The organism is Aureimonas jatrophae, from assembly GCF_900104035.1.
GTDB lineage: Bacteria > Pseudomonadota > Alphaproteobacteria > Rhizobiales > Rhizobiaceae > Aureimonas > Aureimonas jatrophae.
Map to the genome: position 1 here is coordinate 143,215 of NZ_FNIT01000004.1, position 20,132 is coordinate 163,346.

Sequence of the window (20,132 nt, forward strand, 5' to 3'; positions counted from 1 at the left end):
CCGCTCCCGCGTTCGCGTCCTACTTGAGCTTGTCCTTGAGCGCCGCGAGCTTGGCGAAGGGCGAGTCGGGGTCGATCGCGCGCGGCTTCTCGAACCGGCGCTCCTCGAAGCGACGCTCTCCGCCCCCCTTCTCGCGATCCTTGCCGAACGAACGATCCTTGCCGCCCTGGCGCTCGCCGTTCCGATCCTTGCCGAAGTCGCGGGTGCCGCCATCACGGTTCTTGCTACCGTTCCGGTTCGGCGCACCGCCACGCTCCTGCTGGGTTCGGTCATCCCGGCGCTCGCCGCGCGGCGGACCGCCCTGCGCGCGCCGCTCGTCGCCGCCGCGCTCGGGACGGTTGCCGTTTCCGCGCCCGAAGCGCTGACCGGCACCTCCGCGGTCTTCACCGCCGCGGGCCTCGCGGTTCTGGCCGCCCGGGCGTCCCCGGCCTTGACCGCCGCGACGCTCGCCCCGGTCGCCGCCACGATGGGGACGCCACAGGAGCACCATCTTCGGCGGCTCGGCCGCGACTTCAGTCTCGGCCGTCACCGCGCCGTCCACGGCGGCCGGCTCGGCCGCGACGATCTCAACCGTCGGGCTCCCGTCGTCGGGCTCGGGGGCGGACGCGGGACGCTGCTCGACCTCGTCGGCATCGGTGGGCGCGGCGTCGGACAGGATCGCGTCGACGGGTCGCGGCTCGTCGCCTTCGACGGCCTCCAGATCCCCCTCGTTCAACGCGGCGCCCGGCTCCATGGCAGGCTCCAGATCGGACACCGCCACGCCCTCGGCGGAAGCCAGGGGTTCAGCGACGTCCGCCTCGCCCGCCACCCCGTCGCTGGCCGGCTCGTCACCGCGCAGCGCCAGAAGAGCGCCCTCCTCCAGGATCGTCGCATCCGCCTCGGAGGTCGCCGCCTCGGCCGGCACGGTCGCCACGGGCTCGGCCGCGCGCACCGCCTCGGCGGCGGCCAGCGCCTCGTCCTGGCGTCGCATCGTCGCCTCGACCTCGCGCTGCTCCATCGCGTTGGAGCGGTAGCCCAGACCCTTCAGGATTTCGTCCATATCATCGGCGGTCGCGCCGAGAATCGACATCATGGCCGGCGTGACGATGAACTCGCGGCCGTTGAAGGCGCCCTCGGGACGCTTGCCGGTGGCGGTCGGCGACCAGCCCAGAGCCGGCCGGATCAGGTCGGCCAGACGCTCCAGGATGTCGACGCGCACGGCCCGGCGCCCGAGCAGGCGATAGCCGGCCAGCGCGTAGAAGACCGGATCGAACTCGGGATTGGCCTGAACCGAGGTGCGGCCGGTGGCCAGAAGCTGCGTCACCTCGCCGTAGCCGGAGCGCTCGCGTCCATCCTCCTTGATGCCCCACAGGAGGGTCAGAAGGGCGGCGGGCGCCGGCTTCACGAGGGCGGGAACGAAGATGTGGTAGGCGCCGAAGCGCACGCCCAAACGACGCAGCGCGGCGCGCGCGTCCTGATCGAGCGCGCGCACCTCCTCGGCGATCTCGCGGCGCTGAAGCAGGCCGTAAGCCTCGAACAAACGGAAGGCGATGCCCTTGGCGACGCCTTCCGCGCCCTGCGCTTCCTTGAGATCGACAAGCGGCTTGAGGATCGTGGAGATCTGGTAGGTGACGAAGCGATCGGCGCGCGCGGCGACCTTGTCGCGCGCAGGACCCGTCAGCTGCTCGTCGGCAAGCAGGACGACGCGAGGGCGCAGGGCGTCCTCACCGGCGATAAGGCTCGCGATCGGCGCGCCCAGCCAGCGCACATAGGCGTCGGAGCCCAGCGCCAGATCTCCGTTGGGTGCGTTCGCGAAGCGCTCAGCACGCTTCTCGTACTCGCTCGCCAACGCCTTCTGCGCCGCCGCACGCACCGTCTTGGCGTCCGGTCCGTCGCTCTTGGTGTCGGGCGTGAAGCGGAATCCCTGCAGCTCGCCCACCAGGTGACCCTCAACGAGCACCGTGCCGTCGCCGCCGATTTCAGCTTCCATGAACGCGTTCTCTCTCAGCCGCTTCATCAGGACGCTTGTCCTGCGATCTACGAAGCGTTTCGTCAACCGCTCGTGCAGGGCGTCGGAGAGACGGTCCTCGATGGCGCGGGTGTTTTCCTGCCAGTGTGTCGGATCGGCCAGCCAGCCGGGCCGGTGCGAGATATAGGTCCAGGTACGGATCTCGGCGATACGCTGCGAGAGCGTGTCGATGTCGCCCTCGACCGAGTCGGCGCGTCGCACCTGGGCCGCCATGTAGTCCTCGGCCACCGTGCCCCGGCGCACGAGGTCGGCATAGATCGAGGCGATGATCTCGGCATGCTGGGCCGGCGCGATGCGCCGGTAGTCGGGCAGCTTGCAGGCTTCCCAGAGGAGCTCCACCGCCTTGGCGCCATGGGCCGCCCGCATGACGGCCTCGTCGCGCGACAGGAACTCCAGCGCCCGTTGATCCACCGAGGGAAGCGAGCGCGACAGCGATTCGTTCGGCGGCGCGCGGTCGAGGGACTGCTTCAGGGCGTCGACGCTGGCGAAGTCGAGGTGCCGGTTGCGCCATTGCAGGACCCGCACGCTCTGGAACTCGTGCGCCTCCAGGTGCTCCACCAGTTCCTGGGGCATGGGATCGACGCGGCCCGTCACGCCGAACGTGCCGTCGCGCACGTGGCGGCCGGCGCGCCCTGCAATCTGGCCCAGTTCGGCGGGCGTCAGCTGGCGGTACTGGAAGCCGTCGTATTTCCAGTCCTGGGCAAAGGCCACGTGATCGACGTCGAGGTTGAGACCCATGCCGATTGCGTCGGTCGCGACCAGGAATTCGACATCGCCGTTCTGGTAGAGTTCGACCTGCGCGTTGCGCGTGCGGGGGGACAGGGCACCCAGCACGACGGCCGCGCCCCCGCGCTGACGCCGGATCAGCTCGGCGATGGCGTAGACCTCCTCGGCCGAGAAGGCGACGATCGCCGAGCGGCGCGGCAGGCGCGTGATCTTCTTGGAGCCGGCGTAGAGGAGTTGCGACAGGCGGGGGCGCGTGATGCACGAGATTCCCGGCAGCATGCGCTCCAGGACGCCGCGCATCGTGGCCGAGCCGAGCAGCAGCGTCTCGTCGCGGCCGCGCGTATGCAGGATGCGGTCCGTAAAGACGTGGCCGCGCTCGAAGTCGCCGGCGAGCTGCACCTCGTCGATCGCCACGAACGAGGCGTTCGTTTCGCGCGGCATGGCTTCGACGGTGCAGACCTGGAAGCGCGCGTTGGGCGGCTTGATCTTCTCCTCGCCGGTGATCAGCGAGACGGCGCCGACCCCCACCCGGTCGACGACCTTGCCGTAAACCTCGCGCGCCAGAAGGCGCAGCGGCAGGCCGATGACGCCGGACGGGTGCGCCACCATGCGCTCAATGGCGAGCCAGGTCTTGCCGGTATTGGTGGGGCCGAGAACCGCCGTGACGCCACGCCCGTCGGGGTGGTTGCCCGCCGGGCGGGCCGAGCGCGAGAGAAGGGGCGCATCCATCATCACGCGAGGTTACGTGGGAAGCCCTTCGCAAAACGCAACCGGGCGCGGCGACGGATCGCCGCGCCCGTCCGCAAAGCGGTCGAGCCGCCCCTCAGCGTACGTCGACGATGTCGCCCGAGCGGCGGTCGATGATGACGGTCAGGTCGCGGCCCCGGCGGTCGCCGCCCTCGACGCGGATCGTGCGGCCGCGCGAGAACACATCGTCCACCTCTCGCATGCCCTGCGAACGGGCGATGCGCACGGCCTCGCGCTCGGTGATCTCGCGCCGGCGCGGCGGCGGCTCGTCGCGGAAGCGGCGCGGGCCGTCGTATCCCGGAGGGCCCCGGTCGTCGGGCAGGACCCGCACGCCGTCCGGTCCGATCTGGATGCCCTGCGCCAGGACGGGCGCGGCGGTGAGGCTGGCCAGTGCGGCGACGAGGCCGACGCGCAGCAAGGATCTGATCGTCATGAAAGACTCCCGTTGAACGCCCGGCCGGACAAGCCGCAGCGCCGGGTGCGCTACAGACGCGCGGCCCGGCGTTTGGTTCCCGAACCGCGCAGCCACCGGCTGGAAACGAACCGTCGGACGCGAAAAGGGCGGCGCCGCGAACGGCACCGCCCCGTCTTCACTCTCTGGCGAGGGGCTCAGCGGACCGACAAGACGTCGCCCGAGCGACGGTCGATATCGACCTGGATGTCGTCGCCCGAGCGGTCCACGCCGACGACGCGGAACGAGCGGCTGGTGCGACGCACGTCGTCGACCTCGCGCACGCCCTCGCCGCGGGCGATACGGATGGCGTCGCGCTCGCCGATCTCGCGGGCCGCGCGACGGTCGTCGCGACGCATGTCGTCGTCGCGGCGGGCGTTGGGATCCACGAGGCGGACGCCGTCGCGGCCGATCTCGATGCCCTGGGCAAAGCTCGGCGTGGCGGTGGCGACGGCCACGAGGGCGAGGGCGGCGGCGGTGAGGCTCTTGTTGATCATCGGGTCCTCCGGTGCTGCCAGTGGCAGCGCGTTGGTTCGGTTTCTCTTGGCCCCGTTAACACCCGTGCGCGCCGGAGGGTTCCCACGCCCGCCGCCGAACGCCTCAGGCGAGGTACTGACCGCCGTTGGCCGACAGGGTCGCGCCCGTGATGAAGCCCGCCTCCTCCGCCACGAGGAACAGGACGCAACGCGCGATCTCCTCGGGCTCGCCGAGGCGTCCCACCGGGATATGCGGCAGGATGCGCTCGTTCAGCACCTTCTCATCGATCGCGCGCACCATCTCGGTGCCGATATAGCCGGGCGTGATGGCGTTCACCGTGATGCCGGCGCGCGCGCCTTCCTGGGCCAGCGCCTTGGTGAAGCCGATGTCGCCGGCCTTGGCGGCGGAATAGTTGGCCTGGCCGGCCTGACCCTTCTGCCCGTTGATCGATGAGATGTTGACGACGCGCCCGTACTTTCTCGAGCGCATGCCCTCCCAGACGAGGCGCGTCATGTTGAACAGGCCCGTAAGGTTGGTGCCGATCACGGCGTTCCACTGCTCGGGCGTCATCTTGTGAAACATGGCGTCGCGCGTGATGCCGGCGTTGTTGACGAGAATGTCGACCGGCCCGACCTCGCTCTCGACCCGGGCCAGACCCGCCTCGCAGGCCGCGTAGTCCGACACGTCCCAGCGAAACACGGGAATGCCGGTCTCGGCGCGGAAGCTCTCGGCCGCCGCCTCGTTGCCGGCGTAGTTCACCGCGACGCCGTAGCCCTCCGCCTTCAGCGCGCGCGCGATCGCCGCGCCGATGCCGCGCGAGCCTCCCGTCACCACCGCGACCCTTGCCATGCCTGCTACCTCCCTCTTGTTGCAATCGTGCCGACGGGACGAGCCACGGCCGTGCGGCTGGCGCCGACGGGACCCGCGACCCGCCGCCCGGGATCAACGGACCCGGGACGACCTGTCGGTATGGTGTCGAAAATCAGGACCGCCCGCCGGCGAGCCCGCAAGTCATGGGCGCCTCAGAGGCGCTCGACGCACATGGCGACGCCCATGCCCCCGCCGATGCAGAGCGTGGCGAGCCCCTTGCGCGAGCCGCGGCGGCCCATCTCGAAGATCAACGTGTTGAGGCAGCGCGCGCCGCTCGCGCCGATCGGATGGCCGATCGCGATCGCGCCGCCGTTGACGTTCACGATCGCGGGATCCCAGCCCATGTCCTTGTTGACCGCGCAGGCCTGGGCCGCGAAGGCCTCGTTGGCCTCGACGAGGTCGAGGTCCTCGACGCGCCAGCCGGCCTTTTCCAAAGCGCGGCGCGAGGCGGGGATCGGTCCCGTGCCCATCACCGCGGGATCCACGCCGACGCTGGCCCAGGACACGATGCGCACGAGCGGCTGGAGGCCCCGGCGCGACGCTTCCGCCTCGCTCATCAGGACCACGGCGGCCGCCCCGTCGTTGATGCCGCTGGCGTTGGCGGCCGTCACCGTGCCCTCCTTGTCGAAGGCGGGACGAAGCTTGGCGACCTTGTCGAGCGTCGTGCCGTGCTTGATGTACTCGTCGTCCGAGACGACGGTGTCGCCCTTGCGCCCCTTCACGGTGAAGGGGACGATCTCGTCGCGGAAGCGACCGGCCTTCTGCGCGTCCTCCGCCTTGTTCTGCGAGCGCACCGCGAACTCGTCCTGCTCGCCGCGCGTGATCTGCCACTGGCGCGAGACGTTCTCGGCCGTGTTGCCCATGTGGTAGCCGTGGAAGGCGTCGATCAGGCCATCCTTCAGCATCGTGTCGACGAGCTTCAGGTCGCCCATCTTGGTGCCCGAGCGAAGGTGCGCGGCATGGGGCGCCATGGACATGGACTCCTGTCCCCCCGCCACCACGACGCGCGCGTCGCCGCCCGCGATCTGCTGCAGGCCGAGCGCCACGGCCCGCAGGCCCGAGCCGCAAAGCTGGTTGAGGCCCCAGGCCGTCGCCTCCTTCGGGACGCCCGCCTTCATGGCGGCCTGGCGGGCCGGGTTCTGCCCCTCGCCCGCCGACAGGACCTGGCCGAGGATCACCTCGTCGACCTCCCCGGCCTCGACCCCGGCGCGGCGCAGCGCCTCGCCGACGGCAACCGCGCCGAGCTCGTGCGCCGGCACGTCGGCAAAGGCCCCGTTGAAGGCGCCGACCGGCGTGCGGGCCGCGCCCACGATCACGATGGATGGATTGGCACTCATGGACTGTCCTCGCTCTCGCCTTGTCCGCCCCGGTCCGGCGTCGCGCGCCGGTTCGCGTTAACAATTGCCCCGCCGGAGAAGAGGTTCAAGACGCCGCGATTCCGGATCGCATCGCGGCGAACCGGGGACAAGCGACGCGCGGCGTTTGGAAACATGGCGCGATTGTGCCTATCTCTTATCCACGGGTCCTGCGAGGGGCCTGCGGCGCACGGGAGGCATCGGGCGGATGGCACGCAACAACGAGACGACGATCATCAAGAAGTACGCCAACCGTCGGCTCTACAATACCGGCACCTCGATGTACGTGACGCTCGAGAACCTTGCGGCCATGGTGAAGGGCAACGAGGATTTCGTGGTGCAGGACGCCAAGACCGGCGAGGACATCACGCACTCGGTGCTCACGCAGATCATCTTCGAGCAGGAGAACAAGGGCGGGCAGAACCTGATGCCCATCACGTTCCTGCGACAGCTGATCCGCTTCTACGGCGACCAGATGCAGATGGTGATCCCCGCCTATCTCGAGCATTCCATGGCCGCGTTCTCGCGCGAGCAGGAGACCTTCCGCGGCGCGAACGGGGGCACGCAGTCGCCGATGGCGCTGATGGAGGCGCAGGTCCGGCGCAACACCGAGATGTTCCGCGAGGCGATGGCCGTGTTCAACCCGTTCATGGCGGGCGCGCTGGGCGGAGGCGAGACCAAGAAGCCGACCGCTCCCCCGCCAGCCGCCGCAGCGCAGCCGAGCGCCGACGATCTGTCGGCGCTGCGCGACCAGCTGGCCGAGATGCAGCGGCGCCTCGAAGCGCTGGACCGCAAGAAGGACTGAGACCCGGCACGGCCGACGAAAAAGGCCGGGCGCGAGCCCGGCCTTGCAACTGTCGGAACGCCGTTCCAGCCGCCCAGGGGCGGCTCGGGATCAGGCGTTCTCCTTGACCTTCAGGATCTGGCGGCCGCGATACATGCCGCTCTTGAGGTCGATGTGGTGCGGACGGCGCAGCTCGCCCGAGTTCTTGTCCTCGATATAGGTCGGCGCGGAAAGAGCGTCGGCCGAGCGGCGCATGCCGCGCTTGGAGGGGGAGGTCTTTCGCTTGGGAACGGCCATCGTTTCTTCTTTCGTTCGCGCCGGCAGCGCCAGGTTTCCTCAAAAGCCGAGGGCCGGCGGGACCGCAACTGGAATTTCGGGTTCGACCGGTCCGCGCTCCCGTACGGGACCTCGAACCGCTCCCCGCATCGGCAACGCTCGCGCCGCGCCCTGTCTTGAAGGCCGCGCTTCGTTCCGCGATCCGGGGAAATCAGCGGTGCCCATAGCAAACGCCGGCCCGAAAGGAAAGAGGGCGCGGCGTCAGACGCCGCTGACGCAGCCGATATAACCGCCGCTCGCCCGCGCGCGCGCCGCCACCGTGCCCGCCAGGCGCCGAAGCCCGGCACTCGGATTGGCCGGATCGCGCGTCAGGGGCGAGGGCAGCGTGACCGCGAGAAGCGCCGCCTGGTTGGCGGTGAGCTGGCTCGCGGGGCGGTTGAAGTAGTAGCGGCTCGCCGCTCCGATCCCGTAGATGCCGTTCCCCCATTCCGCGACGTTGAGATAGATCTCCATCGTGCGGGTCTTCGACCAGACGAGGTCCGCATAGGTCGCAAGCGGCAGCTCCAGCGCCTTGCGCAGGAACGAGCGTCCGTTCCAGAGGAACAGGTTCTTGACCGTTTGCATGGGAATGGTCGAGGCGCCCCTGCCCGCCTCGCCCTCGTTCACCGCCTGGTCCACCACGTTGCCCAGCGCGTCCCAGTCAACGCCGCCATGGAAGCAGTACTGCCCGTCCTCCGACATCATCACCGAGCGCACCAGCACCGGTGCGATGTCCTCGATCGGCGTCCATTCGCGCTCGAAGGGCTGGAACGTGAAGTGTTCGGCCAGCATCAGCGTCGAGATCGGCCGGATCCCCGGGATCGCATAGACCGGCACCAGCACCAGCGGGATCGCGGCCAGCACCGCCACGACCAGGAGGGCGGCGGAGACGAGACGTCGGACCATGGGCGAGGCGTCTTCCGGGGTTGAGGGAGAATCGGGCGGGCTCGGGCCTCGGCGAGAAGGCTAGCCGCATCGCGGTCTTAGCGCCTCCCCCGCAGCCGGAGCAACCGCCGGACTTGCGCGCGGGCGCGCGCTTGCGCCAAGAGGAGTGCGCCGACACCCTTCCCGATCCGGACCCGAAGCGCCCCATGCCCAGCCAGACCGACACGCGCTTTGCCGACGAACTGTCCCAGGCCGCCGCGCGCGTCGAACAGGCCATGGACGCCTCGCTCGGTGCCGGGAGCGCGCTTCTGGGCACGGCGCCCGACCGGCTGCTGGCGGCCATGCGCCACGGCGCGCTCGGCGGCGGCAAGCGGCTGCGGCCCTTTCTCGTGATCGAGAGCGCCGCGCTCTTCGGCGCAGCGGCTGAGCAGGCGATGCCGGTGGCGCTCGCGCTGGAATGCGTCCACTGCTACTCGCTGGTCCACGACGACCTGCCGGCCATGGACGACGACGACCTGCGGCGCGGGCAACCGACCGTGCACCGGGCCTTCGACGAGGCGACCGCAATTCTGGCGGGCGATGCGCTCCTGACGCTCGCCTTCGGGCTCGTCGCGGACGCCCATGGCATCGCGCCGGAGCGACGCATCGCACTCGTGCGCCTCCTGTCGCACGAGGCGGGCGCCGCCGGCATGGTCGGCGGCCAGGCGCTGGATCTGGCGGCCGAGCGCCGCCCGACGCTCCCCGAAGCGGAGATCCGGCAGCTTCAGGCGATGAAGACCGGCGCCCTGATCGCCTTCGGCTGCGAGGCGGGCGCGGTGCTGGCGGGAGCGGCGCCTCGGGAGCGCACCGTGTTGCGGCGTTTCGGCGAGGCGCTGGGCCTCGCCTTCCAGCTGGCCGACGACCTTCTCGACGAGACGGCGGATGCGGCGACCCTCGGCAAGGCGGCCGGCAAGGATGCCGCGCGCGGCAAGAAGACCCTGCCCGCCCTGCATGGCCAGGACTGGACGCGGCAGGAACTGGCCCGGCTTGTCGGCGAGGCCGAGGCGATGCTGGAGCCCTTCGGCGAGCGGGCCGAGACGCTGCGCCGAGCGGCCCGCTTCGTGGCCGGGCGCGACCGCTGACGCACCGCCCGCCCCGGGCCGCTCAGGCCGGTACGGCGGCGTTTCGCGCTGGCCACAGGTCACCCGCGTCGGGGCCGGCAGGCGGCGCGGTTTCATCCGGCGTCGAGATGACGAGACGATCGCGGCCGTCCGCCTTGGCACGATAGAGCGCGACATCGGCCAGCGCGAGTACGGCGTCCCGTCGGGAAGCAGCCCCCGCCCCGGCGAATGCCAGGCCGACGCTCGCGGTCACCCTGATCGTCTCGCCGCGCCAGTCGACCGGCGTGTCGTGCATCGCCTGACGGATGTCCCTCACGCGCGTTTCCGCCCGGCTCGCCCCTCCGGCGGGCACATAGAGCACGAACTCCTCGCCTCCGATGCGCGCCAGAATTTCGCCCCGGCCCAGGCACCGCAGGGCGATCGCGGCAAAGACGGCCAGCACGTGGTCTCCGCCCGCATGGCCGTGGCGATCGTTCACCTGTTTGAAATGGTCGAGATCGAGGACGGCGATCGCGGCCCCCGGCGCGAGATCGGCCGGGACCGAGCCCAGAAAGCCGTGCCGGTTGGGCAGGCCCGTCAGGGCGTCGGTGACGGACTGACGCCGGTGCCGTTCCTCCAGCCGTTCGCGAACGAGCGAGGCCAGAAGCGCCGCGATCGCGAAGTTCAGCATCATGGTCGCGGCAAAGCCGAGAGCCAGCGAGCCCGGCGTGGCGAGCCCCGACAGGAGCAGCGGAACCTGCGCGCCATAGATCGCCGCGCACACGATCGCGGTTGCGGCGAGCGGACCGCGCGAGGGCAAGGGCTCGCTCCGGCGGTTCGCCAGCAGACCGAAGCCCGCCGCCAGCAAGGCCAGGGTCGCGCCCAGGTGGAAGACCGTCGCACGGATCGTGTTGTCGGCGAACACCGGCGTCAGCAGTCCCACCAGCAGGATCGCGGCCGCGATCAGAAGCAGCCATCGCCAGGCGCCGACCCGCCGGTCGAGACGGCGCATGCCCAGAAACAGGAGCGTGTAGGCCGCGACGCCGAGACCGGGGCTCGTGTCGCGCCAGACCACAGGCGGGATCGTCCCGCTCTCGCCCAGCCCCGCGAGAAGCGCGCCCGCCGCCAGCATCAGAAAGGCCGTCGCGATCACGGCGACGCCCGACGGCCGCTCGGCGCGCAGCCAGACGAGAAGCAGCACGCCCGCTCCCGCGAGCAGCGACGTCTTATGGAGAAGCAGGACCGTTCCGAGATCGAGCAGGGTCATGCGAGGTCCCGGATTGCACGGCACGGCGTCGGCGGACCGGTGATTCGGCCCGGCCGACGTCGCGGCGGGCATGATGCCGAGTCGCCCTTAAGACCCGGTTCCCGTTCCTTCGTGGAGCGAAGCCTAGTTCCGCACCACGACGCAGCTTCCTCCGACCGAGCGGTAGCGCGCGCAGAAGCTGTCGGCCTCGCGGCGTGAGTCGGCGCCGATGCGCACGGCCGTGATACGGCGCGGGCCGGAGATGGGGCGCGAGCGCAGGAGGATCGGCGTGATGCCGCCGAGCACCTTCGGATACTGGTCCTGGAGGCGGTGGTAGATGCGCACCGCGATCGCCTCGTTGGGATGGCCGGCCACCTGCGCGCCCCACGGACGCAGCGGTGCCGATTCGGCCAGCGCGAACACGGCGCGCGTGGGCAGGATCGGCAGACGGCGGCAGGCGCTCGCGAAGTCGAGATCCTTGACCAGCGGCGTCACGGCCGCCTCGCGCCCCGCTTCCTCGCGAAACCACGAGGCAGGCTGGGCGGTGATCGACAGGACGTAGTCCTCGGTCTCGAAAGGCAGACGCCCGCCGGACTGCATCCAGCGCTTCACGCGGTTGATGCCCCCGTTGTAGGCGGCCGCCGCCAGCCCCCAGGAGCCGAGTTCGCTCCGCAGGTCCTTGAGGTAGCCGGCCGAATGGCGCAGCGCCTCGCGCTTGTCGAGCGGGTCGCCGAGGCCCCGCTCCTTGGCGGTGTAGGGCATGAACTGGGCGATGCCGAGCGCCCCCACCGGCGAGCGTGCCCCTTCGTCGAAGCGGGACTCCTTCCAGATCAAGCGCGCGAAGAAGGCCGGCTCCATGCCGACCTCCCGCGCGTTCGCCTCGATCAGGTCGCAGATCTCCGCCACGCGCGGGTCGTTGGCACGCTCGGGCTGGGCCGCGGGCGCGGGCTGCGCGGCTGAAAGCGCGAGCAGAAGGAGCGCTAGGCGGCCCTTCACTCGGCCGCGGCGGTGGTGGGACGCCCGTAGCGGCGCTCAATGTACTGGAGCACCATCTGGTGGAAGTCGTGGGCGATGGTTGCGCCGCGCAGCGTCGCGACCTTCACGCCGTCCATGTAGACCGGGGCGGACGGCACCTCGGCCGTGCCCGGCAGCGAGATGCCGATATCGGCGTGCTTCGATTCCCCCGGCCCGTTGACGATGCAGCCCATCACGGCGACCGACAGGGCCTCGACGCCGGGATAGCGCTCGCGCCAGACCGGCATGTTCTCGCGGATGTCGCTCTGGATCGTCTCGGCCAGTTCCTGGAACAGGGTCGAGGTCGTGCGCCCGCAGCCGGGGCAGGCGGCGACGATCGGGATGAACTGGCGAAAGCCCATGGTTTGCAGGAGCTCCTGCGCGACCTGCACCTCGCGCGTGCGGTCGCCGCCGGGCTCGGGCGTCAACGACACGCGGATCGTGTCGCCGATGCCCTCCTGGAGAAGGATGCCCATGGAGGCAGCCGAGGCCACGATGCCCTTCGTGCCCATGCCCGCCTCGGTAAGGCCGAGATGCAGCGCGTGGTCCGTGCGGCGCGACAGGTCGCGGTAGACGCCGATCAGATCCTGGACGTTGGAGACCTTGGCCGACAGGAGGATGCGATTGCGCGAAAGACCGGTCTCCTCGGCGAGCTGGGCCGACAGGAGCGCGGACCGGATGATCGCCTCGCGCATCACGGCTCTCGCCGGGGCGGGCGCGGGCAGCGCGGCGTTGGCGTCCATCAGGCGCGTCAGGAGCTCCTGGTCGAGCGAGCCCCAGTTGACGCCGATGCGCACCGGCTTGTTCCAGCGGATCGCCTGTTCGACGATCTCCACGAACTGCCGGTCCTTCTTGTCCTTGAAGCCGACGTTGCCGGGATTGATGCGGTACTTGGCGAGCGCCTCGGCGCAAGCGGGATGATCGGCCAGCAGCTTGTGGCCAATGTAATGGAAGTCGCCGACCAGCGGCACCGACAGGCCGAGGCGGTCGAGCCGCTCGCGGATGCGAGGCACGGCGGCGGCCGACTCGTCGCGGTCCACCGTGATGCGCACGATCTCGGAGCCGGCGCGCGACAGCTGGGCGACCTGCCGGACGGTGGCGTCGATGTCGGCCGTGTCGGTGTTGGTCATGGACTGCACCACGACCGGCGCGCCGCCGCCGACCTGAACGCCGCCGACATCGACGCCGACCGTCAGGCGGCGCGGCAACGGGTCGACCAGGACGGGCTCGAACGGAGCTGGGGCGGGGGCGCTGGAAGGCATGGCGCTGTTGAGCATGGTGCTCCGGACGTTTCGCTCGGGAGGCGGACGGCTTCGATCTACAGGGGGCGGGTGCCGATCGCAATCAAGGCGCTTCATCATGTCGCGAGCGTGACGGGCCCATGCTTGATCGGCAAGCCGGCAGTCCCTATCGCCCGGTGACGTCCCCTGCCCGGAGTTTTGAGCCCATGCCGCTCGGCGCCACGCTGACCCTGTTCTCGGCCCTCGTGTTCATCGCCTACCTGCCGGTCTGGCCCTGGTCGCGCCGCTTCAGCTCCAAGCCCGCGATCGTCTGGGGCGTGATCTTCCTGGTCTGCGTGCTCCTGTGGGTGACCGTCCTGATCTAGTGGGCCGGCGCCCGGTCGGCGCCGCGCATCAGGCCGGCCAGCGGGAAGACGAGGGCGAGCAGCACGGCCAGCCCCAGGAAGACGGGCGGGAAGCCGAAATGCTCGGCGAACCACCCGATCGCGGACGGCGCGATCAGGATCCCGCTATAGCCGATCGTGGTAGCGATCGAGATGCCGACGCCGGGCTTGACGCCGGGCAGGTTGCCGGCCGCCGAAAAGGCCACCGGCACGATGTTGGAGAGGCCGACGCCGAGCACCGCGAAGCCGACGAGGACCACCGGCAGGTCGGGGCCGAGGGCGATCATCAGAAGCCCGACGAGGCCGAGGCCGACCGAGATGCGCACCGTGTGCACCGCGCCCAGCCGGTCGCGGATCGGATCGCCCAGGAAGCGGAACAGCGCCATGGAACCCGACAGGGCCGCAAAGGCGAGGCCCGAGTAGGCGACCTCGGTGCCGTGGTCCTGGCGCAGGTAGATCGCGCTCCAGTCGATCGCCGCGCCTTCCGGCACCATGGCGAACAGCGCGCAAATGCCGATCGCGACCGCGCCCCAGCTGAGGATCCCGCCCCGCGCGGCGCCGCCCGTATCCGCGCCGGATGCCGCCTCGTGCGGCGCATCGCGGTCCTCCAGCATGGCGCGGCCGACGGGGATCGCGGCGAGCAGCGTCACGAGGCCGATCAGCATCATGTGGCCGGTGCTGCCGAGCGCGGCGATCAGCGGGCCGCCGACGGCCGCGCCCGCAAAGCCGCCGATCGACCAGAAGCCGTGACAGGACGACATCATGGCGCGCGGCAGCCGCCGCTCGACCGCCACCGCATTGGCGTTCATGGCGACGTCCATGCCACCCATCGACATACCGAAGAACAGGATGGCGAGCGCGGCGAGCGAAGGCGAGGGCGCGAGCGCCAGAAGCGGGAAGGCAAGCGCCAGCAGGACCTGCCCGACGACCACGGGGCGGCGCGTGCCGAAGCGCGCCGTCGCCGCCCCGACCAGCGGCATGGCGAGCACCGCGCCGATGCCGAAGGCGAGGATCAGGAGGCCGAGGCGCGACTCCGACAACCCGAGGCGATCCGCCAGGACCGGCACCTGCGGCGTCCAGTTGCCCAGGACGAAGCCGTTGGCGAGAAAGGCGCCGGAGACGGCGAGGCGCTCGCGCGGCCAGAGCGAGGCGCGCGGCGATGAGGCGAGGGAGGTCATAGGCGGTCCGGTCCTGTCATGCGTTTCGTCAGGCGGCGCGCGAGGCCGCGCGGCGAAGGCGCGGCCCCTCGACGGCGCTCGGCGCCTCGGCGCGCTCGCAGGCTATGCCGAGCGCGGCGAAGGGCTCGACCAGGGCCGCGTCGCAGTCGTGCTCCACCACGAGGCGGGCCAGACGCCGCGCCGGGGCGACCGTGAAGGAGGCGGCCGTCGTGAACTTGTCGGTGGTGGCGGCCACCCACACCTCGCCGGCCCGCTCGGCGAGGCTCCCCTTGAGCTCGGCCTCCTCCGGATGATGGGCGGTGATGCCGGCCTCGGCGTCGAGGCCGCAGGCGCCGAGGACCAGAACGGTCGGGCGTAGGCGCTCGGCCTCGCGCAGCGTCTGCGAGCCGAGGCAGGCCCCGCTCTCGCCATGGAGGCGACCACCGAGGAGGACGGTTGCGACGCCGGGCTTGTCCTGCAGCGCGCAGGCGATCGCGGGCGCGTTGGTGACGACCGTCAGCCCGCTTCCGGGCGGCAGCCGCTCGGCGACGAGAAGGTTGGTGGAGCCGGCATCGATGAAGAGCGTCGAGCCCGGCATGACGCCGGTGACGATGCGCTCGGCGAGCCGCGTCTTGCGGGCGACCATCTGGTCGCGCCGCTCGCTCAGCGTCCCGACCTGCGGCGCGAAGGGCAGCGCCCCGCCGTAGACGCGACGGCACTCCCCGCGCGCGGCGAGCTCGCGCAGATCGCGCCGGATCGTGTCCTCCGACACGCCGAACGCGTCCGCCAGCCGGACCGCAAGTACGCGCCCGTCACGCGCCAGCCATTCGCGGATCAGCGTCTGCCGCTGGCCTGTCAGAAGAGGAGCATCCATCGCACTACCAAACGTGCATGATCGTGCATCATGTGACACGACCATGCAGACAGGTCAATGCCCCGCCTGTTCCGGCCGGCGCAGGTAGGCGAACCAGTAGGCAATCCCGATCAGGCCGCCGCCAACCGTGTTGCCGATCGTGACGAAGACGAGGTTGTGCACGAGCGGCCAGAAGCCGAGCGTCGCGAAGGCGGTCGGGTCCGCACCCGTGCCGGTCCAGAATTCGCTGCCCGCGGTCGCCTTCACGAGGAGGCCCATGGGCAGGATCGACATGTTGGCGACCGAGTGCTCGAATCCGGCCGCGACGAAGGCGGCGATCGGCCCCGTCAGCGCCAGGATCTTGCCGGGCACGGTGCGAGCGGCCTGCGTGACCCAGACCGCCAGGCAGACCAGCATGTTGGCGAGGATGCCGCTGGCGACGAGCTGGAGCGCGCCCTTGCCCATCTTGGTGCGCGCGGTCTCGAGCGCGGCAAGGCCCACGGCCCCCTCGCCAGGCATGTGTCCTCCGGCCACCACGAAGAGGACGGCGACGAGCAGCGCGCCGACGAGGTTGCCGCCGTAGACCACCAGCCAGAAGCGCCACATCGTGCCGCGGTCGAGCGTATGGCGCAGGCGGTGGATCACGAGCATCGTGTCGCCGGTGAAGAGTTCGGCGCCGGCCACCGTCACGAGCGTCAGCCCGACCGAGAAGCCGATGCCCGCCAGGAGATGCTGTGGTCCCGAGAACCCGTCGCCGCCCGCGCTCACCACGAGGTAGAGGATCGAGCCGAAGGCGATGAAGGCGCCCGCCAGCACCGCGAGCAGGAAGACCTCGGAGGTCGGCTTCTTGACCTTGCCGCCGAGGTAGTCGAGCGCGATGCGCGCCGCCTCGGGCGGCTTGGCGTCGGCGACGAGGACGTCGGGCTTCCCGTCGGGCATGGGCATGTCTCCGGCCGTGGGCAGCGGGGATGCTGCCGTCCCGCCGCCAAATGGGCGGCGGGCGGGGACCGGGAAGGCGCCGAGCCTCAGCTTGCCGTGAAGACCACGAGCAGGTCCTTGGCGTCGATCGGGTCGCCGGCCCGCACGTGGACGGCCTCGACGGTGCCGTCGCGCTCGGCATGGAGCGCCGTTTCCATCTTCATCGCCTCGATCGAGAGGAGAACGTCGCCGGCGCGCACGCTCGCGCCCGGCTGGACGAGGAGCGAGGACACGACGCCGGGCATGGGGGCCGCCAGGTGGGCAGGGTTGCCGGGCTCGGCCTTCGGCCGCGCCTTGGCCGCGGCGCCGTTCGAGCGGTCGGGCACCTTGATGCGGCGCGGCTGGCCGTTGAGCTCGAAGAAGACGGTGCGCTTGCCCTTCTCGTCGGTATCGGCGGTGCCGAGGCATCGCACCACCAGGGTCTTGCCGGGCTCGAGGTCGACCAGGATCTCCTCCTCGGTCTCGACGCCGTAGAAGTAGTTCGGCGTCGGCAGCGCCGAGACCGGGCCGTAGGTGTCGGCCGCCTGGGCGTAGTCGGTGAAGACCTTGGGGTACATGAGGTAGGAGGCGAACTCCGTGTCGCCGACCGTGCGGCCGAGCTTCTCCTCGATCTTCGCGCGCTCGGTGACGAGGTCCGCGTCCGGGATCAGCGATCCCGGGCGCACCGTGATCGGCGTCTCGCCCTTCAGGGCCTTGCGCTGCAAGCCTTCCGGCCAGCCGCCGGGCGGCTGCCCGAGGTCGCCGCGCAGCATGGAGACGACGGAGTCGGGGAAGGCGATGTCGCGGGTCGGGCTCTCGACATCGGCCACCGAGAGGTCCTGCGCCACCATCATCAGCGCCATGTCGCCCACGACCTTCGAGGAGGGCGTAACCTTCACGATGTCGCCGAACATGCGGTTGGCTTCGGCATAGGTGCGGGCCACCTCGTGCCAGCGCGTGTCGAGGCCGAGGCTTCTCGCCTGCTCCTTCAGGTTGGTGAACTGGCCGCCCGGCATCTCGTGAAGGTAGACCTCGGACGCCGGTCCCTTGAGGTCGCTCTCGAAGGCGGCGTACTGCGTGCGCACGGCCTCCCAGTAGAAGCTGATGCGGCGGATCGCGTCGGCCGACAGGCCGGGATCGCGCTCCGTTCCGCGCAGCGCCTCGACCACCGAGCCGAGGCAGGCCTGCGAGGTGTTGCCCGACAGGGCGTCCATCGCCGCGTCCACCGCGTCGACGCCCGATTCCACGGCCGCGAGGATGGTGGCGCCTGCGATGCCGCTCGTGTCATGCGTGTGGAAGTGGACGGGCAGCCCGACCTCCTCGCGCAGCGCCTTGACGAGGACGCGCGCGGCCGCCGGCTTCAGGAGGCCCGCCATGTCCTTGAGGCCGAGGATGTGGACGCCGGCGCGCTCCATCTCCTTGGCGAGGGAGACGTAGTACTTCAGGTCGTACTTCGAGCGCTCGGGGTCGAAGAGATCGCCGGTGTAGCAGATCGCGCCCTCGCAGAGCTTGCCGGACTCCACCACCGCGTCGATCGAGACGCGCATGTTCTCGACCCAGTTCAGGCAGTCGAAGACGCGGAAGAGGTCGACCCCGCCCTTGGCCGCTTCCGCCACGAAGAACCGGACGACATTGTCGGGATAGTTGGCGTAGCCGACGCCGTTGGAGCCGCGCAGCAGCATCTGGAGGAGGATGTTGGGTGCGCGCTCGCGCACCAGCGCCAAGCGCTCCCACGGGTCCTCGGTGAGGAAGCGCATCGCGACGTCGAAGGTCGCCCCGCCCCAGCATTCGAGGCTGAGAAGCTCCGGCAGGCCGCGCGCGTAGGCCTCGGCGATGCCGGCGATGTCGTGGGTGCGCATGCGGGTGGCCAGCAGCGACTGGTGGCCGTCGCGCATGGTCGTGTCGGTGACCAGCACTGGGGCCTGCTCGCGCATCCAGCGCGCGAAGCCGGTCGCGCCCAGCGCCTCCAGCCGTTGGCGCGAGCCGGGGCGGATGTCGCCCTTGAAGACGGGGGCGACGGGCTTCCTCGCGTCGGCCGGCGGCTTGGGCCGTCCCCGCGTCTCGGGATGGCCGTTGACGGTGACGTCGGCGAGATAGGTCAGGAGCTTGGTCGCGCGGTCGCGGCGGCGCACCTGCGCGAACAGCTCCGGCGTCGTGTCGATGAAGCGCGTGGTGTAGCTGTTGGCCGCAAAGGCGGGATGCGTGATGATCGCTTCCAGGAAGGTCAGGTTGGTGGCGACGCCCCGGATGCGGAACTCGCGCAGCGCCCGGTGCATGCGCGCGATCGCCTCCTGCGGCGAGGGCGCCCAGGCCGTGATCTTCTCGAGCAGCGGGTCGTAGAAGCGGGTGATGATCGCGCCGGAATAGGCCGTGCCGCCGTCGAGGCGGATGCCGAAGCCCGTCGCGCCGCGATAGGCGGTGATGCGGCCGTAGTCGGGAATGAAGTTGTGCTCGGGGTCCTCGGTCGTGATGCGGCACTGGAGGGCGTGGCCGTTGAGCCGGATGTCCTCCTGGCGCGGCACGCCGGACTGGGGCGTTCCGATCGCGTGACCGTCGAGGATGTGGATCTGCGCCTTGACGATGTCGATGCCGGTGACGACCTCGGTCACCGTGTGCTCGACCTGGATGCGCGGGTTGACCTCGATGAAGTAGAAGGCGCCCGTGTCGGCATCCATCAGGAACTCGACGGTACCCGCGCCGACATAGTTCGTGGCAGCGCAGATGGTGCGGGCATAGGCCGCCAGCTCGCGGCGCCGCGCGTCGTCGAGGTAGGGCGCGGGCGCGCGCTCCACGACCTTCTGGTTGCGGCGCTGGATCGAGCAGTCGCGCTCGAAGAGGTCGACGACGGTCCCGTGGGTATCGCCGAGGATCTGCACCTCGACGTGGCGGGCGCGCTCGACGAGCTTTTCGAGATAGACCTCGTCCTTGCCGAAGGCGGCCATGGCCTCGCGCTTGGCCTCGGTCACCTCGCGCGCGAGGTCCTCCGCCTTGCGGATGGCGCGCATGCCGCGCCCGCCCCCGCCCCACGAAGCCTTCAGCATCAGGGGATAGCCGATCGCGTCCGCCAGGCGCCGGACCTCGTCCATGTCGTCGGGCAAGGGATCGGTCGCCGGCACCACCGGCACGCCCACCTCGACCGCGAGGTTGCGCGCGGCGACCTTGTTGCCGAGACGGCGCATCGTGTCGGCGGTCGGGCCGATGAAGACGAGGCCGGCCTCCGTGCAGGCATCAGCGAATTCCGGGCTCTCCGACAGGAGCCCGTAGCCCGGATGGATCGCGTCCGCGCCCGACAGCTTGGCGACCCGGATCACCTCCTCGATCGACAGGTAGCTCTCGATGGGTCCAAGATCGCGGGCGAGATGCGCGCCCCGACCGATCGGGTAGCTCTCGTCGGCCTTGAAGCGGTGGAGAGCGTACTTGTCCTCCTCCGCCCAGATCGCCACCGTCTTCAGCCCCAGCTCGTTGGCGGCGCGAAAGACGCGGATCGCGATCTCGGAACGGTTGGCAACAAGGATCTTCGAGATCGGCACGAGCGGTTCCCCCCTGGCGGCCGACCCGGCCGCTTGCGGGAGGAGAGCTAACTG

General features: G+C 70.6%; 17 protein-coding genes. 3 read left to right on the forward strand and 14 right to left on the reverse strand.

Annotated elements, in window-relative coordinates:
• Window positions 1-19: 19 nt before the first annotated feature.
• The 5 genes from BLQ76_RS10685 to BLQ76_RS10705 all read right to left on the reverse strand — a co-directional run bounded on the left by BLQ76_RS10685 (window position 20) and on the right by BLQ76_RS10705 (window position 6,616).
• A complete protein-coding gene (locus tag BLQ76_RS10685; RefSeq protein WP_090672923.1) occupies window positions 20-3,466 on the reverse strand; it encodes a helicase-related protein in 3,447 nt (1,148 codons plus the stop codon).
• A gap of 91 nt (window positions 3,467-3,557) precedes the next feature.
• Complete coding sequence (locus tag BLQ76_RS10690) at window positions 3,558-3,914, reverse strand: PepSY domain-containing protein (RefSeq protein ID WP_090672925.1); 357 nt, start codon at window positions 3,912-3,914, stop codon at window positions 3,558-3,560.
• A 176-nt stretch (window positions 3,915-4,090) separates the two neighbouring features.
• Window positions 4,091-4,429 (reverse strand): hypothetical protein, encoded by a 339-nt coding sequence (locus BLQ76_RS10695; protein WP_090672927.1) that lies wholly within the window; start codon window positions 4,427-4,429, stop codon window positions 4,091-4,093.
• Between the two features lie 103 nt (window positions 4,430-4,532).
• The gene (gene phbB, locus BLQ76_RS10700; RefSeq protein WP_090672929.1) at window positions 4,533-5,258 is read right to left on the reverse strand and encodes an acetoacetyl-CoA reductase; all 726 of its coding nucleotides are present in this window, start codon (window positions 5,256-5,258) and stop codon (window positions 4,533-4,535) included.
• Between the two features lie 173 nt (window positions 5,259-5,431).
• A complete protein-coding gene (locus tag BLQ76_RS10705; RefSeq protein WP_090672931.1) occupies window positions 5,432-6,616 on the reverse strand; it encodes an acetyl-CoA C-acetyltransferase in 1,185 nt (394 codons plus the stop codon).
• 226 nt (window positions 6,617-6,842) lie between these two features.
• Here BLQ76_RS10705 and phaR point away from each other — a divergent pair, with 226 nt between their 5' ends.
• Window positions 6,843-7,439, forward strand: a complete 597-nt coding sequence (phaR, locus tag BLQ76_RS10710) for a polyhydroxyalkanoate synthesis repressor PhaR (RefSeq protein ID WP_090672933.1) — start codon at window positions 6,843-6,845, stop codon at window positions 7,437-7,439.
• A gap of 90 nt (window positions 7,440-7,529) precedes the next feature.
• Here the strand turns inward: phaR and rpmF are convergent, their stop codons facing one another.
• The gene (rpmF, locus tag BLQ76_RS10715) at window positions 7,530-7,715 is read right to left on the reverse strand and encodes a 50S ribosomal protein L32 (RefSeq protein WP_090672935.1); all 186 of its coding nucleotides are present in this window, start codon (window positions 7,713-7,715) and stop codon (window positions 7,530-7,532) included.
• A gap of 240 nt (window positions 7,716-7,955) precedes the next feature.
• The gene (mtgA, locus tag BLQ76_RS10720) at window positions 7,956-8,639 is read right to left on the reverse strand and encodes a monofunctional biosynthetic peptidoglycan transglycosylase (protein ID WP_090672938.1); all 684 of its coding nucleotides are present in this window, start codon (window positions 8,637-8,639) and stop codon (window positions 7,956-7,958) included.
• A gap of 185 nt (window positions 8,640-8,824) precedes the next feature.
• On the opposite strand from mtgA, the gene BLQ76_RS10725 reads away from it, so the two are divergent.
• Complete coding sequence (locus BLQ76_RS10725; RefSeq protein WP_090673346.1) at window positions 8,825-9,739, forward strand: polyprenyl synthetase family protein; 915 nt, start codon at window positions 8,825-8,827, stop codon at window positions 9,737-9,739.
• Window positions 9,740-9,761: 22 nt separating this feature from the next.
• On the opposite strand, the gene BLQ76_RS10730 is transcribed toward BLQ76_RS10725, so the two are convergent.
• The 3 genes from BLQ76_RS10730 to ispG all read right to left on the reverse strand — a co-directional run bounded on the left by BLQ76_RS10730 (window position 9,762) and on the right by ispG (window position 13,219).
• On the reverse strand, window positions 9,762-10,964 hold the full coding sequence (locus BLQ76_RS10730) for a GGDEF domain-containing protein (RefSeq protein ID WP_170842559.1): 1,203 nt from the start codon (window positions 10,962-10,964) through the stop codon (window positions 9,762-9,764).
• Window positions 10,965-11,087: 123 nt separating this feature from the next.
• Window positions 11,088-11,939 carry a transglycosylase SLT domain-containing protein gene (locus tag BLQ76_RS10735; RefSeq protein WP_090672942.1) on the reverse strand — a complete coding sequence of 284 codons (852 nt, stop codon included), beginning with the start codon at window positions 11,937-11,939 and terminating at the stop codon, window positions 11,088-11,090.
• On the reverse strand, window positions 11,936-13,219 hold the full coding sequence (gene ispG / locus BLQ76_RS10740; RefSeq protein WP_090673347.1) for a flavodoxin-dependent (E)-4-hydroxy-3-methylbut-2-enyl-diphosphate synthase: 1,284 nt from the start codon (window positions 13,217-13,219) through the stop codon (window positions 11,936-11,938). The genes BLQ76_RS10735 and ispG overlap by 4 nt, the downstream gene beginning before the upstream one ends.
• Before the next feature lie 185 nt (window positions 13,220-13,404).
• Here ispG and BLQ76_RS21705 point away from each other — a divergent pair, with 185 nt between their 5' ends.
• Window positions 13,405-13,563: a DUF3309 family protein gene (locus tag BLQ76_RS21705; protein WP_139183989.1), complete on the forward strand. Its 159-nt coding sequence runs from the start codon at window positions 13,405-13,407 to the stop codon at window positions 13,561-13,563.
• Here BLQ76_RS21705 and BLQ76_RS10745 read toward each other — a convergent pair.
• From BLQ76_RS10745 to pyc, 4 genes are all read right to left on the reverse strand, one after another.
• Window positions 13,560-14,759, reverse strand: coding sequence for an MFS transporter (locus BLQ76_RS10745; protein WP_090672944.1), 1,200 nt, complete (start codon window positions 14,757-14,759; stop codon window positions 13,560-13,562). The two genes, BLQ76_RS21705 and BLQ76_RS10745, sit on opposite strands and share 4 nt — an antisense overlap.
• A 28-nt stretch (window positions 14,760-14,787) precedes the next feature.
• The gene (locus BLQ76_RS10750; protein ID WP_090672946.1) at window positions 14,788-15,612 is read right to left on the reverse strand and encodes a DeoR/GlpR family DNA-binding transcription regulator; all 825 of its coding nucleotides are present in this window, start codon (window positions 15,610-15,612) and stop codon (window positions 14,788-14,790) included.
• Between the two features lie 54 nt (window positions 15,613-15,666).
• Window positions 15,667-16,530 carry a formate/nitrite transporter family protein gene (locus tag BLQ76_RS10755; RefSeq protein WP_090672949.1) on the reverse strand — a complete coding sequence of 288 codons (864 nt, stop codon included), beginning with the start codon at window positions 16,528-16,530 and terminating at the stop codon, window positions 15,667-15,669.
• An 86-nt stretch (window positions 16,531-16,616) separates the two neighbouring features.
• The gene (pyc, locus tag BLQ76_RS10760) at window positions 16,617-20,078 is read right to left on the reverse strand and encodes a pyruvate carboxylase (protein ID WP_090672951.1); all 3,462 of its coding nucleotides are present in this window, start codon (window positions 20,076-20,078) and stop codon (window positions 16,617-16,619) included.
• Window positions 20,079-20,132: the final 54 nt, after the last annotated feature.